Source organism: Vibrio comitans, assembly GCA_024346835.1.
GTDB classification, from domain to species: Bacteria; Pseudomonadota; Gammaproteobacteria; order Enterobacterales; family Vibrionaceae; genus Vibrio; species Vibrio comitans.
Map to the genome: position 1 here is coordinate 1637727 of AP024866.1, position 16708 is coordinate 1654434.

Here is a 16708-nt window from a genome sequence, read left to right on the forward strand (position 1 = left end):
ACTAGTCACGCAGTACAGCGTCAAACTTCTCTGATACAGCATTGACTGTTGCTTCAACAGCGCCAGAGATGTCAGCTTCTTCCAGAGTACGCTCAACTGATTGAAGAGTAAGAGCAATCGCAAGACTCTTCTTACCTTCTTCAACGCCTTTACCTTGGTAAACGTCGAACAGTTTCGCATCTGTCATTAGCTCACCACCGTTTGCAAGACATGCAGCTACTACGTCGCCAGAAGCCACAGCTTCATCAACAACTAGCGCGATGTCGCGACGGTTTGCAGGGAACTTAGATACCGCTACTGCTTCAGGCAATACGCGAGTTGCAATTGCAGACCACTCAAGTTCAAACACAACAGTACGACCGTTAAGACCAAACTTGCGCTCTAGCTCAGGGTGAACAGTACCAATCACGCCCACTTCTTTACCGGCTAGGATGATAGCTGCAGCTTGTCCTGGGTGAAGTGCTGGGTGCTTAGTTGCCGCAAAGCTGTATGCTTTGTCGTCACACGTTAGTTCAAGAACCGCTTCTAGGTCGCCTTTAAGATCGAAGAAATCAACAGTGTTGGTTTCAATATCCCAATGCTCTTCAGAACGAGTACCCGCAATAACGCCCGCAAGCATCGATTCTTGACGCATGCCGTTTTCAGCATTTGCATCAGGGATAAAACGAAGGCCTGATTCAAATAGACGTACACGTGGTTGCTGACGCTTTTGGTTGTGAACAACGGTGTTTAGAAGACCTTGAATCAACTGCACACGCATCGCCGACATGTCAGCAGAGATTGGGAACGGCAGAATCAAAGGTTCAATGTTTGGTTCAATCAGCTTCTGCTGCTCAGGCTCTACAAAGCTGTAAGTCACTGCTTCATGGTAGCCACGGTCTACTAGCAAATCACGAACACGCTTAAGTGGCTGGTTCGCCTCTTTGTGATCGTTCATTGTAAGAGCCGCCATTGGCGCTTGATTTGGAATGTTGTTGTAGCCAAAGATACGGCCAACTTCTTCAATCAAGTCTTCTTCGATAGCAATATCAAAGCGCCATGTTGGAGCAACAGCGTTCCAGCCAGCATCAGTAGTTTCAACTGTGCAACCAAGACGCTCAAGGATCTCAACCACGTCTGCATCAGAGATAGCGTGGCCTAGCAGACTGTCTAGCTTAGAGCGACGTAGAGATACTGTGTTTGCTTTTGGAAGATCTGCTTCAGATTCAACACCCGCGATTGGTGCAACGTCACCGCCACAAATCTCAACAAGAAGCTGTGTCGCACGCTCCATTGCTTTGTGCTGCAGTGCGTAATCCACACCACGCTCAAAACGCATAGAAGAGTCAGTGTGCAAGCCGTATGCGCGGGCGCGGCCACGGATATGATCCGGTGCAAAGAATGCGCTCTCAAGCAATACGTCTGTTGTTTCTGTGGTTACGCCAGAGCTTTCACCACCGAATACACCTGCAATAGCCAGTGCTTGGTTGTGGTCAGCAATAACAAGCGTATCTGCGTTTAGCTTCGCTTCGTTGCCATCAAGAAGAGTCAGTTTCTCGTCTTGCTCAGCCATACGAACCACGATGCCACCTTCAATCTTGCTTAGATCGAACGCGTGCATTGGTTGGCCTTGCTCTAGCATCACGTAGTTGGTGATATCAACGATTGGGTCGATAGAGCGAATGCCACAGCGACGAAGTCTTTCTTGCATCCAGATTGGAGAAGAAGCTTTAACGTTTACATTCTTAACCACACGGCCAAGGTAACGTGGACATGCTTCTGATGCTTTTACTTCAATAGAAACAGTGTCTTGAATGCTTTCAGCGACTGTTGCGAATTCAGGCTCTTTTACCGATTCACGGTTTAGAACACCCACTTCACGCGCTAGGCCACGGATGCTAAAGCAATCCGCACGGTTAGCGGTTAGGTCAACATCTACTGTTACGTCGTTTAGGTCTAGGAACTCACGGAAATCAGTGCCGATTACCGCAGTTTCAGGTAGCTCCATAATGCCATCAGACTCGATGTCGATACCTAGCTCAGTAAATGAACACAGCATACCGTGTGACGGTTGGCCACGCAGTTTTGCTTTCTTGATTTTGAAATCGCCAGGTAGAACAGCACCTACTGTTGCAACAGCAACTAAGATACCTTCGCGGCAGTTTGATGCGCCACATACGATATCTAGCAATTCTTCCGCGCCAACATCTACTTTAGTTACGCGCAGTTTGTCAGCATCAGGGTGCTGACCACACTCAACAACTTTACCTACTTTAACGCCGGTAAACTCGCCCGCTACAGGAAGAACATCGTCTACCTCTAGGCCGGCCATTGTAATTTGGTGTGTTAGTTCGTCAGTAGTAACCGCAGGGCTAACCCACTGACGAAGCCATGATTCACTGAATTTCATCTAATTGTGCCCCTGGATTACTTGAACTGTTTAAGGAAACGAAGATCGTTCTCGAAGAACGCACGCAGATCCGTTACGCCGTAACGAAGCATAGTCAAGCGCTCAACACCCATACCAAATGCAAAGCCTTGGTATTGTTCAGGGTCGATGCCTACAGAGCGAAGTACGTTCGGGTGAACCATGCCACAACCAAGAACTTCTAGCCATTTGCCGTCTTTGCGCTTAACGTCAACTTCTGCAGAAGGCTCTGTGAACGGGAAGTAAGAAGGACGGAAACGCACTTCAACTTCTTCTTCGAAGAAAGCAACAAGGAAGTCAGAAATGATGCCCTTAAGCTGTGCAAAGTTTACGTTCTCGTCAACCAACAGACCTTCAATTTGGTGGAACATTGGAGTGTGAGTTTGGTCGTAATCGTTACGGTATACACGGCCTGGAGCGATGAAACGGAACGGTGGTTTACCGTTTTCCATTGTACGAATCTGAACACCAGAAGTGTGAGTACGTAGCATCAAGTCAGGGTTGAAGAAGAAAGTATCGTGGTCAGTACGAGCCGGATGATCTTCTGCAATGTTCAGTGCATCGAAGTTATGGAATGCATCTTCGATCTCAGGGCCTGATTCTGTTGCAAAACCAAGCTCACCAAAGAACTGTTCCATACGCTCGATAGTACGAGTCACTGGGTGCAGACCACCGTTTTCAATGCGACGACCTGGTAGGGTCACATCGATAGTTTCAGCCGCTAGCTTCGCTTCTAGCTCTGCTTTTTGCAGGCCGTCTTTGCGAGCTGCAATCGCTTGCTGAACTGCGCCTTTTGCTTTGTTGATCTCTTGACCAGCACTGCGGCGCTCTTCTGGTGGTAGTTTACCTAGGCTTTGAAGTTGAAGCGTTAGCTCACCTTTTTTACCTAGAAACTGAACGCGCACTTCATCCAGTGCGACTAGCGATTGTGCTTCTTCAATAGCAGCAGTCGCGTTAGCAATAATCTCTTGTAGATGTTGCATTGTTTCCTCATCTGCCTAGCTGGCAGTATCCTTCGGGACTTCGGGTATTTTGAATAGCTACACATAGTAATAAAAGGCAGACACAAAGCCAAACCTAATTGGGAGGAAATTCAAGATTTATTAATTCTTTGACAAGATCGGACGCAACTGCACACATATTGCGGGCAAATTAAGCAGTAAATAGCAAAAAATCACCTAAATCTTTACTTGTTAACTTGACTGGTAAGACGCTGAATTTTGCATTCGTTTTCTTTCAATCTGCATTTTAATCTATAAATATCTCTTTCAACCCAGTTGATAAACTCTTCGTTGTACGTTTTAGGGTAACGTCGCCAGATCGTTTTCAGCAACTCCTCCCCTGCACTCAGTTCCGCACGATTGCTCACTCGGTAACATCGACGAGCAATGAGCTCTACCCTGCTAAATAGTGAAGCACTGAAATATGCGAGTCGGTTGTATCGCAGTATCATTTGATAAGATCCTAGCTGTAGCCTTTAAGTAGGCTCCTAAAATTAAAGAGGTCAAAGGGTACTGACATATGATTTAGATATGTCATGGAAATCTAAGATTTCAACTGTCACTTATTAAGATGCACCGTTACTCGTGCAAAAAATCCCCTTGAAGCTAAAAACACTTTAGCTTCAAGGGTCTATGCTTACCTAATAGGCTTCAGTACTCTTGTTATATATGTTTGAAATAATGCTACTACTGCAATTTATTCTGTTGATCGCAATCATCGTTGGGCTTGTGATGGCTCGGTATGCTCATAAGAGAATCTCCAAGTTACAAGCTGAACTGGAACAATTACAGCTGCAAGTGGCACTGAAAAATGTTGAACAACATAGCCAAGGCACAAACCATGAGCCCCTAGCTACTGATTTGCAAGAGCCAGTATCACCCGAATCTGAGCCTGCCCTTGAGCTCTATCAAGAACAGCCAAAAGGTGAATACTTCAATTTATGGGATTCAATTGGAGAAAACGCTAAGAAACTGTTCGCCGCCTTGAGTAGTAATATACTGCTGTGGCTTGGCGGTTTTGTACTGGCTCTCGGTGGGGTTTTTCTTGCTAAATATGCCGTTGAAGCGGGATTGATCTCCGCACATGCTCGAATCTTACTCGGCTTTGCATTTGGCATTATTCTATTAATTGCCGCAGAATACCTGATTCGTTACCCCAAACGTTTCAATATTCAAACTAGCCAAGTCAGTGCGGCATTAGCCTCGGCGGGTGTCATCACCTGCTTTGCCATGATTGTAGTCTCAACCCACTACTATCAGTTTATACCTCCGACACCGGCGTTGGTTCTTACGATCATTGTTACCTCTCTTGCCACCTTTATGGCGCTTAGGTTTGGCCCTATCGTTGCCTTCATTGGTGTTATTGGCAGTTATGCGATACCCGCGTTATTTTGGGAACTGCAGCCCAATACCTTACAAATTGCCCTGTTTGTAGTGTTTATTAGTGCTTCTGCTGTCTACATCTCAGAGCGGGTTGGCAGTGAGTGGTTGTGGCGATTGTGTTTTGCGGGTAATTTCGCATGGCTACTGATTACAACATTGCTATCTAGTACCTCATCTGAGATCTATGTGCTCCTTAGCTTTAGCTTGCTGTCTCTTTATCTATTTACCCTTACCCCTGTCCTTGGATGGCGATTACTGCAACAAAATAGCGTCGCTATGCCTCTCAAAATCTTACTCATGCCACGTAAGGAACAAGCAGGGTTAATATGTTCACTTGCTCCCCTTGTGCTCTTTTATGTCCTTTACGGGTATCAACCTGAGCTCATCGCCTGCTCTTTGATTTATGCTGCCGTCCTGTGCGCAATATCTATCAGGCATTCTGCTTTTGATACTTGGCCAATGTTGGCATTGATACTCACCATAATGACCTTAGTGCTGTATATACCGACATCTGACTTCAACGACATGCTATTCATGTACACGGGAGCACATCAGTTCACTCAATTCTGCGCCATCGCATTTTTGATTTTTGCCTCGATGATGCATCGTCGTAACCCAAATCGCCCTGCATTCTCATTGTTATTTGCGAGTGCAGTGCCTTTACTATTTGCCACCAGTTATAGTTTAACCAGCAATGAGGCGAGCCAAATGATCTACTCATTGTGGTCAGTGGAGCTGGCGCTTCTTGCCGTTATTGGTGTGTACATTACAAGGCGGTATAAAGAGCCTCATATATTGGTTTCCGGTTGGCTGTTGGCTAATGCGAATCTGTGTTTGATATTTACCATGCTTCTAGAAGCGGGAACACTTACCGTTGCGTTAGCTGTGCAACTATTTGCTCTTGCCTTCTGGAGTCGTAGATTTAATTTCAGCGCTCCAGATTGGCTGATCAAAATCATGGTAGCCGTTGTAATTATCAGGCTTACCCTGGCTCCATGGTTACCGGAGTATCAGTCAGAAACTATCTTAGGTGTTCATTGGACATTGCTTATTTATCCTGTCTGCTTTGGTTTGCTTTACGCCACCAGCATGCAGTTAAATCGTTCATCCATAGACCCTTGGTTGGTAGGATCTCGTCTTCATCTCATCGCTTTATTTGTTACGACCGAAACAAGCTACTTCCTTATTGGTGACTACCCTTCTGTATTTGCTCTTACCTTTGAGGAGTCAGCCCTGCTTGCGATGAACTGGTTGGCGCTTTCTCTCATATACCTTTATCGCTATAAGATCAGCACAGGCAAAACACAGCTGGTGTACCAATATTTTGCCTACGCATTGATCGCTGGTTTTGCCTTACTTCAGGTCCATCTGTTCACAACATTAAACCCATTTATCACCAACCAAGTTGTTGGGGACTATTTCATCCTCAATTGGTTGCTGCCGTTGTGGGTAATACCAGGTTTCATTTTTGCTATTGGGAAGTTGTTCAAACTTATTCCCAGTCAGTACTCCCTTTATGCATTATCTGCAGCTGGCGCATTTCTGTGCCTGGGAATCAATGCGTTAATTCGACATTACTTTCATGACGGCTCTATTGGCATAGTGCTTGGTATTAAAGAGTTAGAGCTCTATACCTATTCTGTCGTTTGGTTATTGCTGGCAGTTGCGGCCATTGTTTGGTCGCAAAAACAGATGAATCAATTCGCTCACCATATCGGCTTCGGTATCCTTTTCATTGTCATTTTTAAAGCGTTTGTGATTGATATGTCTCAGCTAACTGGCTTATATCGCGCTTTATCCTTCTTAGGATTAGGGCTTTGCTTAGTTGCAATAGGTTGGCTATTCCAGCGTTTAAAACATGATGATACTGCCGTGACCAAGTCCACTTAGGCGATCTACTCTCCCAATGCGTATATGTGATTATGAGTATTATTCGAGGGAAGAATGTGAAGGGAGCAAAAAGCGCAGTCGTTTTTGCCGTATGCGCACTGCTACTTGGTTGTGATAACGCCTCTAGCGTTGAAAGCAAGTTTGAGAACTATCTTGAGCGCCTTGCTAATGTTCAGCAAAAAGACACGGTAAAAGTCGTGACTCCAACACCTGAGTATCCAAGGAAGCGAGAACTCTTCCAGCAACCATCCAGACAAACTGTTGGTCTTGTTGATGCACTTCAACTGTCAAAATGTCACCTTATGGAATTGGTTGCTGAAAGAAACACGGTACTGGGCAAGGTGCAAGATCAATTCAGATCCCTAGAGTATGAAGTGGCACTATTAGGTGGCTTGAAGTCGTGCCTCGCCACCAGTGAATTAGGCGTAGAACTCAACGAAGATCTGCAGCGCATCTACAGCATTAAATGGCAAGAATTACCACTACATATCTCTAATACCCTGTATAGCAGTGACTCGCTTTACGCCAATGCTTTCTCAACAAACTGGTACACCAAAGAGACTAATCAAGGATTGTATAGTCTGAAAAAGGTACTTCAACAATTGTCCTCACTACACGCTCACTACGATAAGGGACAGTTACCAGAAGAGTTTGATATCCTTAGCTTTCAAGAAGAGATAGAAAAGTACGATCAACTTGGGCGCATAAGCCATTCACTTCAATCCGCGACCCTCTATTTGCAAGCAAGCACACAGCAGCTTAAGCAGCACGACAGCATTGTATTCTGCGGGAAAAATCGAGACACGACAAAGTATCGCAGACTAAAAAACGTGTTCCAGAAGTACTACATTGGGGAGATTCAGCCTTACCTCGCTGATCTTAATTCTGCCTACCATACGCTATCTCCACACATCGACATTCTTTATTCCGTCAAGCTCGACAACCAATACCATCATCCTGTACAAAGTGCATATAATGAATACAAACAAGTGACAATCAACCACGCACAATATTGGATGTCTCTATTTCAACGTTGTGGCGATCAGGTTGGGCAGTCAGGCTAAAAGGAATCCGGCATGCTTCGATTGAAGAAAACTCATCTACTCACACTTGCATTGGCAACATTAGGTTGTGCGAAACTAAGCCACGCCTACACTTTGCAAACCGTAGCAACCGGGTTGAAAGTACCTTGGTCAATTGAGTTCGCCGATAGCAAAACCGCCGTAATTAGCGAACGCAATGGTTCTATTGTGGAACTCGATATCCCATCAGGAGAGTACAAAGCCTTGTACAAGCCTGAAGATGTTTACTCAGGCGGCCAAGGAGGATTACTAGACTTAGCTTTTCACCCGCAAGACACTAGCCGGTTATTCATCACCTACAGCCAAACTGATAAACAAGGTGCGAGTACTGTCCTCGCCTCTGCAACCTATTCCAAGGGATCGCTTAGCAACTTCAAAGAAGTCTTAGCAACGCAGTCTCACTCCGATACCGGAAGACACTTTGGTAGCCGCATTGTGTTTGATGATGATAATAAGCTCTATTTTTCCATCGGTGACAGAGGCGATAGAGATAATGGCCAAGATACCTCTAATCATGCAGCCACGATTATACGTATTAATGCTGATGGCTCAGTACCAAAGGACAACCCTTATGTAACCAGCAACGATGTTCTACCTGAGATATGGAGCTATGGGCATAGGAATACGCAAGGAATAACATTTGATCCACAGACAAAAACACTGTGGGCAATAGAGCATGGCCCTCGTGGCGGTGATGAAATAAACAAGATCGAAAAAGGACATAACTACGGCTGGCCAATGACTTCTCATGGCAAAGAGTACTGGGGGCCTTTAATGGTGGGAGACTCAGAATACCAAGAAGGCGTTACCCCGCCTTCGCTCGTCTATACCCCATCTATTGCGCCTTCTTCGCTCATTATCTATCGCGGTGAACGCTATCCTGATCTCAACGGTAAACTGTTAGCCGGAGCCTTAAAGCTTACTCATATCAACGTTATTAAGATAGACGGTAACAAGTTGATTGAAGAGAAGCGCTTATTTGACGATTTAGGTGAAAGGATCCGCGACATACAGATTTCACCTGATGACTATCTGTATGTTACAACGGACAGTGGCAAAGTCATGAGGCTTATCCCTTAACACCCAATAAGTGCATGCTTGCAGAGACATTTAAATTGGCCGCCAATGATTACAAAAGCGGCCTTCTCAGTACGCTATTACGCTTTGCACTGACCGAAAGTGGATCTGATTTGTCGTTTGGTTTTCAGCCTGTGCTCTGGCTCATTTCTGGACAAAAATGAGTTACTAAAAATCGAATATTAACAACTCATGAATAACTACAGGTATGGCAAGTCTAGCCGCAAGATTGCAGACTACTCATTTCTTTCAGTTTGCTTTTTAAGTATTGATATCGATACCTAAACCTCAGCTCTGAGTTCATTCACCTCTTCTAAGATCTGAACTTCCATCTTACGCTCGTTAGAAGTGTCCATAATCCACGAGACCAGAACAGCGGGAAAAACATACCCATACCAGTGATGATTAAGATTGCTGTTTTCATCCAGACAATGTAGACGTTCCCATTCCGCTTATCGAGTTGAGCACTGAATAAACAGCATGAACTCAAGCTCACAGCAAGGTTACTAAAAGTATACCAGTTGCAACTGGTTTCCTAGTGACTTATCTTTTTATCTACTTAGTGGTAAATCCAATTCAAGGAGTCGAAATGACATACTCACAGAAGCTCAAAGCCGGTGACACTTTTCCTACATTAGAAGCAACAACCGTGGATGGGACCAAAGTTACGTTAGGTCAGCCTCAAGGTGAAGCCACATGGCAAGCGTTATTTATCTATCGTGGTAAGCATTGCCCACTTTGTACCAAATACCTTAACGAAATTGAGACGTACAAGCCGGCATTTAGTGATGCAGGCGTTGATATTTTGGCTGTATCTGGCGACTCAAAACAACAATTAGAGCAACATCTAGAAAAGCTCGATATCAGTTTCCCAATTGCTTATGGTCTAAGTGAGCAACAAATGAAGACGTTAGGACTTTATATTTCTCTACCGCGTTCTGAAGCAGAAACGGACCATAACTTTGCAGAGCCAGGGCTATTTGTCGTCAATGAGCACGGAAATGTCCATGTAGTTGACCTATCAAACAACCCATTTGTAAGACCAGAGCTTGGTGCATTAACTCGCGGTCTAGCCTGGATTCGAGATCCAAATAACCACTACCCAATCCGAGGCACACTAGACTACTAAGTCTCAAACCTCACAAGGCAAGATTGAAAAAAGGCAACCTCTTAACAGGTTGCCTTTTTATATCTATTCAGTGATAGTTTGAGCTAACAATGTTGAGCGGCACATCATTTGATCTGAATATTGTTGCTTGCAGACCACTTCCTCAATTCATCAAGAATTGTCAGAGCGCTTGTGCCAAACTCTGTCAGTTCGTAACTCACCGCTAGTGGCTTGTCATTGATCACGCGGCGTACCACCATATTTTCACTTTCTAGCTCTTTTAAGCGCTGGTCAACCATCTTCTTACTGGCTCCGCCCAACATTCTTGTAAGATCATTAAATCTGACTGGCCCGTCTTTCAGGTGGTATATGATAGAACCCTTCCACTTAGAACCCAAGATCCGCATGCCTTTTTCTATCGCACAAGGCTCAGAGCAGGCATCGATAACATTTTTACGCCCTCCTGGGTCTACTTCTATTCTTGCTTTCATACAACCTCATCAATCAAGAAACCAGATAGCTGGGGTTCATTCATTAAAAGAAGTCACAAATATCTGGTTTAAGTCATATGCTATGGTAGCACTACGCGCCAATTGAATTAAGTTCTCAGTAGAGGTAATTAACCAACCCTACTGGTCTTGTTAATTAAAATAGCTCGTTAAGGTGCGATTCAAAGCGTACAAAGTCATTTTCAATATCGCCATTTTTCATCACGTCATAGCAAGCAAAAGTCGGCAATGCTGACATACCAAAGAAACGAAAGTTAGCGTGCATGTGGAACATTAGATCATCCACACCTTTGCCTTGGAATAAGAACTCATCTTGATCATCAAAAGATTCTTTGGGTGCATTGAATGTCAGTGAAAGCATGTATTTAGTGTTAGTGCGTGTGCCACCTGTACCGTAGTTCTTAGTCGGATCTTCTGCACTGCGACCATCAAAAGCACACAATGCGCCTCCCATACCAGCAGTGAATACTTCATCCATATATTTTTTGAAAGACCAAGGGATTGTCATCCAGTTTACTGGTGATTGCAGAATCACACGATCAGCCCATTCAAAATGTGCTAACTGTTCATCAACGACCCATTCCTCTTGCATGGTTACGATGCGAATTGAATGACCTTTCTGTTCTAATAGTGTCGCCGCTTTATCTACCAAAGAAGTGTTAAGTTTACCTTCTGAGAATGGTGATGGTTCGTGGGCATTGATGATAAGAACGTTACTCATAGCTAATTACTCCGCAAAAAATAGGGTGAATACACATATGAAACCTTCGTCTCTTGTGTCTTGCGGTGTATATTAGTTACCTGATATTGGATTACAATTAGTATACTTTTAGTAACCTACTTTAGAGATAAAAAAGAATGACTCATATTAAAGCTTTCATAAATAAGCTTCATCATTAGTTTTTCTTAGGTCAATTCAGCTTACTATTTCGTCATAATACATGGTTGTAACTCATAATGGGGCAGAAGTTTGTTAGCTAATCGGCTAACTCAACCCATCAGTGGATAAAAGCTTTCTAGCCGAATTGTTGCATCAAATGAAATAAGTTAACGAACCGCCAATATGGATTGATTTGCTCTATGTATCTTTTAAGCATATGAATACCCAAATTGCTGCGTGATCTTGGATTCCCTTTTTGATATCAAACTATCGCTACTAGCCCAAGACGAAATCTTGCGGTAGACCATCGCCCCCAACTGCTTGTGACTATTAGACTCAGAAAACTTGTTTATTTGCGGTATGTAAAGTGCCCATTGACTTAGCTTTCTAGAACATTTCTTAACTCATCTTCGAGCAACTTCTCAAACCAAACATAGGCATCGTTATCCTTGTTTCTGCTATGACGAATAATGTGCGCTGAGGCGAACCACTCTTTCACTGGAAGAAGTAACTTGAAATCCCTTCCATGTCCTTTGTAAGAAGTTAATGCATCAGCGCCAAAAAGTAAGGCATCACTTTGGAGCATCACATCAATAAGAACTTGAGTCTGAGCACCTCTAAGTTTGGTTTTACACCCGGGTTTTAGTTGATTTAAAAACTTGTCTACAGGTGCATCAAATTCATTGTTAATATCAGACTCTATTTGCATACCGATAATAGGGTATTCAACTACGTCCTGAACACTAAGTGACTTTAGTTTAAATAAAGGGTGACCAAAACGAGCAAAAAGCGATGCTGGTAATTTCCCAACATAATTGACTTGATATTGAGGGTTGTTAGGAGATTTATAATGCACAGAGAAATCCAAACTTCCCTGCTCTATAGAAGTAAGATGACTAGCCCGCAAAGGCAACTCAACCAAGTTAACCAAAGGAGCAGTTTCCAAGAGCTTTATGAGTAATCTGGGCGTAACAATTGTCGACAAGAAAGGAGCCATTGATATTGAAAATGTCTCTGTACACAACTTAGGGTCAAAGACCTTTTGTTGAACTAAAGTATTTAGTTGCTTCAAGATAGCAGGCAGTTGTTCACCAAGCTCTAACGCTTTACTCGTAGGTACGAGCCCTTTTGCAACTCGGGTAAATAAAGGGTCATCAAACGTATCTCTCAGCCTCTGCAACGAATAGCTCATTGCAGATTGCGTAACATGCATCTCATTAGCTGCCCTTGTTACATTCTTTTCTCGCAACAGCACCTCTAGAGTAACCAATAGGTTCAGATCTATCCTTGAAAGGTTTTGAATTATCGAACTTGCCATACTTATTATCAAATTTATTCATGTGTAATTATAAATATATACCATTTCACTAATAATATTCATTTTTCGTATAGTAGTTGTATTAAGGAATTAGTCGGATGGATTCACCTAGTAAATTACTAATAAGTGAATATATAAATGAAAAAATTGGTTATCGTTCTTGCTCTTGGTGTAACTTTTGGCGCTTCTGCAGCTAGTTATAGTGATTATTCTGATGTTGATACTTGGGTATACGATGAGCAATACCCAACGCTTGAGACTTCACTGCTGAAAACGTGTGTTGCACTAGGTGAAGCGAAACAATCAAACCAACATGACGAAGTTGGAAAAATTATCGAACTTGTTGAATCAAATGGCGATGATGTTGAAACCTGTAATGAAGTAGCAATGAACGTAATGTCTGATATCGATTACGACCTATTTTCTGAATAATTGAAATTAGCAATTGTGGGCACCTTAGTTGGTGCCCTTGCATTTGGTGTTTCTTGTAATGGTGAAACTAAACGCATATATATTGGGAATATGATAAGTATGTCTAACATTTTCTCTCTATAATCACAGAGTTCTTTTTCATAGACAGCTGAATACCTTCAACTAAATCATCCAGTATGATATGTCGCGATTGAGAAAAAGAACCACTACAGACGCACTGTAATCTAACAGTGCCCAAGTAGCTACTATCATATGTCACATCATGATTGAGGGTTTTGTAATGAAAACCATTCAACTAAAAGATCTAGTTAGGCTAAAACGCAAACGCAAACGCATTATTACTGAGCGTCAATACAGTGCGATGATAAAAGAACTATGTCAAAAGTTGAAATGCCTCAGACTATCTCAAGCAGTAATGCAGTAGCCAACTAAATTTGGTCACTTGTTCTTCTAAAATCAAAACTTCAGCATAAAAATAAGTATTCCGAGCTGTCACTTTGCACCTAGCAACTCTGTCAGATTCAAACACTCTTTGGGGCAAAAACGAGTTAACTAAATACCTTTTAACTATGCCAATAGTGGTCATTCAAAGCTAACCCAAACTGAAATAAAGGAGCTACTTTATGCTTACCACCGAGAAGAAGAATAACTTGCGTTTATAGCCCCTATTTTGATTAGCCAAGCGGAAGTGCTTCGTTAGAACCCCACTCCGCCCATGAGCCATCGTACAAAATAGTATTGGATAGTCCTATTTCATGTGCAGCTAAGATAAGAATGCAAGCCGTAATCCCTGAGCCACAGGAAAACACTAAGCGCTCAGAATCTTCACTACCAATATTAGAGAAAAGCTGTGATAACGCCTGTTTTGATTTAAATCCATTACCGTCCATCAAAGACGCAAACGGAAGATTCACGGAATTTGGAATTCGCCCTGCTCTAACGCCTGGCCTTGGTTCTGCAACCTCAGCATTGAATCTCGCACTGCCTCTAGCATCCACCACCAATTGTTGAGGGTTGTTCAACTCTGCTAATACCGCTTGATAATCGGTCACTTTACTCGAGTCGCAATTCGCAACAAAATCACCACTGCCAGTAATCTGTGTATAAGCAGAAGTCGTTGGGAACCCTTTCTCAATCCAAGCAGGTAATCCACCATCTAAGACCTTAACATTTTCAAAGCCCATAACCTTGAACGTCCACCATGCTCGAGGCGCGCTATAGATACCTTGATTATCGAAAATCACCACCGTACTTTGCTTGTTAATTCCTAATTTCTGAGCGTGCTTGGTAAATTGTTGTGGTGTAGGAAGCGCGTGCAATTGGGTAGATTCGTTGTTGCAAAAGTCGTTTTCAATATCAAAAGGCAATGCGCCAGGAATAGTGACAAACTCTGAGTATTCAATAGGGTCTTTGCCAACCACTTTCAGCATAAAGGCATCAAACAGTACCAAGTCTTTGTCATCTAAATGCTCATTCAGCCAAGCACAATCAACCAACACATTGCTCATCTCATATCCCTAAAATATTGATTCCTAACAACTCAGTATTTATCAAACCTACTCTTGTGACAAGTGTAATGCTCACTATATTAGCCATGATATTAATTCTTTGTTTTATGCTAGACTTGAAAAAAAATCATACCAAGTAGTCATTTTATCCATTTCTCTATGGTGATTAATAACGGTAACTTGTGATTAAGAACTAAGAATGAGGAAACCACTATGTCGTTACAAATAGTCAGCATAAATCCAGAGTTTGACCCTGTCGTCAAAGAAGTCATCAAAAAAGTGGGCGAAGAATTTGGCGCGGTTGGTGAAGGTTATGGACCTTCAGATCCTGAAGTTGAAAGTATGAGTCACTACTACACCTTAGAGAATAAGAGCCGTTACTTTGTCGCCCTTAAAGATGGTGTTGTTGTTGGCGGATGCGGAGTAGCGCCATTTACCAAAGGCTCATCGACTTGCGAGCTAAAAAAACTCTTTTTGTTAGAGGGAGCGAGAGGTTTAGGTTTGGGTAAAGCCTTGTCTAACCACTGTTTAGACTTTGCCAAACAACAAGGCTTCACTCAGTGCTATTTAGATACGCTTTCAAACATGACGTCAGCGGTGCGTTTATATGAAAAGCTCGGCTTCGAGCATTTAAACAAACCTCTAGAAGGAACACTACATAATATGTGTGATGTTTGGATGTTAAAAACCTTGTAGAGCGCACTAGTGAGAAATCGTTCAAGGACGAAGGATGCACAACTATAAATTATTGATAGCCCTAGATTCATTGCTCAGAACCCGAAACCTGACGCTTTCTGCACAAGAGTTAAACGTTAGTCAGTCGGCAATGAGCAAAACATTACTGCAAATACGAGATGCCTTCGGAGATCCAATCTTGATCCGTGAAGGCAATCAATTCTCATTAAGCCAACGAGCTTCCCATCTACAAAAAGAACTACCTGAACTTTTGCAAAGGCTAGACAGGCTTTATTCTCCTGAAGAGATAACTCCAAAAGAAATCACCCGTCGCTTTACCCTCGCCTTCAATGCCTTCATTGCACCTAAGATACTGCCAGTTATCTGCCAGCAACTGGAACAACAATCCCCATTATCGAGTTTAACCACCCAACTTTGGCAAAGCGAAGACCTTAGCGAACTTCATAAAGGAAGCGTAGATGTGGTTGCGACCATGGCAGAAGATATACCAGACAATCTATTTGGTAAGCGTCTTGGTGGTGACAAGTACGTGGTGCTGATGTCAACTTCACATCCACTGGCAACGGTATCGATGACCACAAAGCGCTACTCAGATGCTAAGCACATCTTGGTGAATGGTGTCGTAGATAAACAAAGAGAAGTGGATCGATTGATTGCAGATGCAGGACAACAAAGGCGCATATTCGCAACTGTGCCATCGTTTGAATCTGGTGTAGAAGCCTTGCTTATAACTGAAACCTTGATGACGGTTCCCTTACATATTGCCGCAGGTTTTGCTGATAAAAAGTTGGTTGTTAAGCCCGTTCCGTTTGATACCGATGAGCATAGCTATTACTTGCTCTGGCACGCTCGTTATAACAATGATCCTGAGCACCAGTGGTTTAGAGAGCTTTGCTTACCGCTAATTAAGGACGAGCTGTGCAAATCCATTGAGCTTGGACAACAAGCTTTCAGCTAAGAATTGCAAGCAATAAAAAAGGAGACCCTAGGGTCTCCTTTAAATAAAGCTTTAATGTTCTAAATTATAGAGCAGCTTTTGCTTTTTCAACTAGTACTGCAAATGCAGCTTTGTCGAATACCGCGATATCCGCTAGGATCTTACGGTCGATCTCGATAGATGCTTTCTTAAGACCGTTGATGAAACGGCTGTAAGATAGACCATTCTGGCGAGATGCAGCATTGATACGAGCGATCCATAGCTGACGGAACTGACGCTTTTTGTTGCGACGGTCACGGTATGCGTATTGACCAGCTTTAGTAACTGCTTGGAAAGCTACGCGGTAAACACGTGAACGTGCTCCGTAGTAACCTTTTGCTTGTTTTAGAACTTTCTTATGACGTGCACGAGCTTGTACACCACGTTTTACGCGAGGCATTATGTCTCTCCTAAACTAAACGAATTATAAACTAAAAAGAA

Annotated in this window: 15 protein-coding genes; 8 read left to right on the forward strand and 7 right to left on the reverse strand. The window is 43.1% G+C overall.

The window, feature by feature from the left end; genetic code table 11:
• Position 1: 1 nt before the first annotated feature.
• Together pheT and pheS are read right to left on the reverse strand one after the other, a co-directional pair.
• Positions 2-2389: a phenylalanine--tRNA ligase subunit beta gene (pheT, locus tag OCU46_RS07455; protein WP_141271428.1), complete on the reverse strand. Its 2388-nt coding sequence runs from the start codon at positions 2387-2389 to the stop codon at positions 2-4.
• A 17-nt stretch (positions 2390-2406) separates the two neighbouring features.
• The gene (pheS, locus tag OCU46_RS07460) at positions 2407-3390 is read right to left on the reverse strand and encodes a phenylalanine--tRNA ligase subunit alpha (RefSeq protein ID WP_017030158.1); all 984 of its coding nucleotides are present in this window, start codon (positions 3388-3390) and stop codon (positions 2407-2409) included.
• A gap of 699 nt (positions 3391-4089) precedes the next feature.
• Between pheS and OCU46_RS07465 the strand changes: the two genes are divergently transcribed.
• From OCU46_RS07465 to OCU46_RS07480, 4 genes are all read left to right on the forward strand, one after another.
• Entirely contained in the window at positions 4090-6681 is a 2592-nt protein-coding gene (locus OCU46_RS07465) for a DUF2339 domain-containing protein (protein WP_244311405.1), read from the forward strand.
• A gap of 56 nt (positions 6682-6737) precedes the next feature.
• On the forward strand, positions 6738-7745 hold the full coding sequence (locus tag OCU46_RS07470) for a DUF3080 family protein (protein WP_244311406.1): 1008 nt from the start codon (positions 6738-6740) through the stop codon (positions 7743-7745).
• Positions 7746-7757: 12 nt separating this feature from the next.
• Positions 7758-8843, forward strand: a complete 1086-nt coding sequence (locus tag OCU46_RS07475) for a PQQ-dependent sugar dehydrogenase (RefSeq protein WP_141271431.1) — start codon at positions 7758-7760, stop codon at positions 8841-8843.
• Between the two features lie 586 nt (positions 8844-9429).
• On the forward strand, positions 9430-9969 hold the full coding sequence (locus OCU46_RS07480) for a peroxiredoxin family protein (protein WP_141271432.1): 540 nt from the start codon (positions 9430-9432) through the stop codon (positions 9967-9969).
• A 104-nt stretch (positions 9970-10073) separates the two neighbouring features.
• On the opposite strand, the gene OCU46_RS07485 is transcribed toward OCU46_RS07480, so the two are convergent.
• The 3 genes from OCU46_RS07485 to OCU46_RS07495 form a co-directional block, all read right to left on the reverse strand.
• Complete coding sequence (locus OCU46_RS07485) at positions 10074-10439, reverse strand: winged helix-turn-helix transcriptional regulator (protein ID WP_141271433.1); 366 nt, start codon at positions 10437-10439, stop codon at positions 10074-10076.
• A 154-nt stretch (positions 10440-10593) separates the two neighbouring features.
• Entirely contained in the window at positions 10594-11178 is a 585-nt protein-coding gene (locus OCU46_RS07490) for an NAD(P)H-dependent oxidoreductase (protein ID WP_141271434.1), read from the reverse strand.
• Between the two features lie 538 nt (positions 11179-11716).
• A complete protein-coding gene (locus OCU46_RS07495; RefSeq protein WP_141271435.1) occupies positions 11717-12655 on the reverse strand; it encodes a LysR family transcriptional regulator in 939 nt (312 codons plus the stop codon).
• A gap of 138 nt (positions 12656-12793) precedes the next feature.
• Here OCU46_RS07495 and OCU46_RS07500 point away from each other — a divergent pair, with 138 nt between their 5' ends.
• A complete protein-coding gene (locus OCU46_RS07500) occupies positions 12794-13087 on the forward strand; it encodes a hypothetical protein (RefSeq protein WP_141271436.1) in 294 nt (97 codons plus the stop codon).
• A gap of 280 nt (positions 13088-13367) precedes the next feature.
• On the forward strand, positions 13368-13511 hold the full coding sequence (locus tag OCU46_RS07505) for a hypothetical protein (RefSeq protein ID WP_167495383.1): 144 nt from the start codon (positions 13368-13370) through the stop codon (positions 13509-13511).
• 250 nt (positions 13512-13761) lie between these two features.
• Here the strand turns inward: OCU46_RS07505 and OCU46_RS07510 are convergent, their stop codons facing one another.
• Entirely contained in the window at positions 13762-14595 is an 834-nt protein-coding gene (locus tag OCU46_RS07510; RefSeq protein ID WP_141271437.1) for a sulfurtransferase, read from the reverse strand.
• Between the two features lie 213 nt (positions 14596-14808).
• Here OCU46_RS07510 and OCU46_RS07515 point away from each other — a divergent pair, with 213 nt between their 5' ends.
• Complete coding sequence (locus tag OCU46_RS07515; RefSeq protein ID WP_141271438.1) at positions 14809-15291, forward strand: GNAT family N-acetyltransferase; 483 nt, start codon at positions 14809-14811, stop codon at positions 15289-15291.
• Positions 15292-15325: 34 nt separating this feature from the next.
• On the forward strand, positions 15326-16249 hold the full coding sequence (locus OCU46_RS07520; protein WP_141271439.1) for a LysR family transcriptional regulator: 924 nt from the start codon (positions 15326-15328) through the stop codon (positions 16247-16249).
• Between the two features lie 64 nt (positions 16250-16313).
• Here the strand turns inward: OCU46_RS07520 and rplT are convergent, their stop codons facing one another.
• Positions 16314-16667, reverse strand: a complete 354-nt coding sequence (gene rplT, locus OCU46_RS07525; RefSeq protein WP_004401084.1) for a 50S ribosomal protein L20 — start codon at positions 16665-16667, stop codon at positions 16314-16316.
• Positions 16668-16708: the final 41 nt, after the last annotated feature.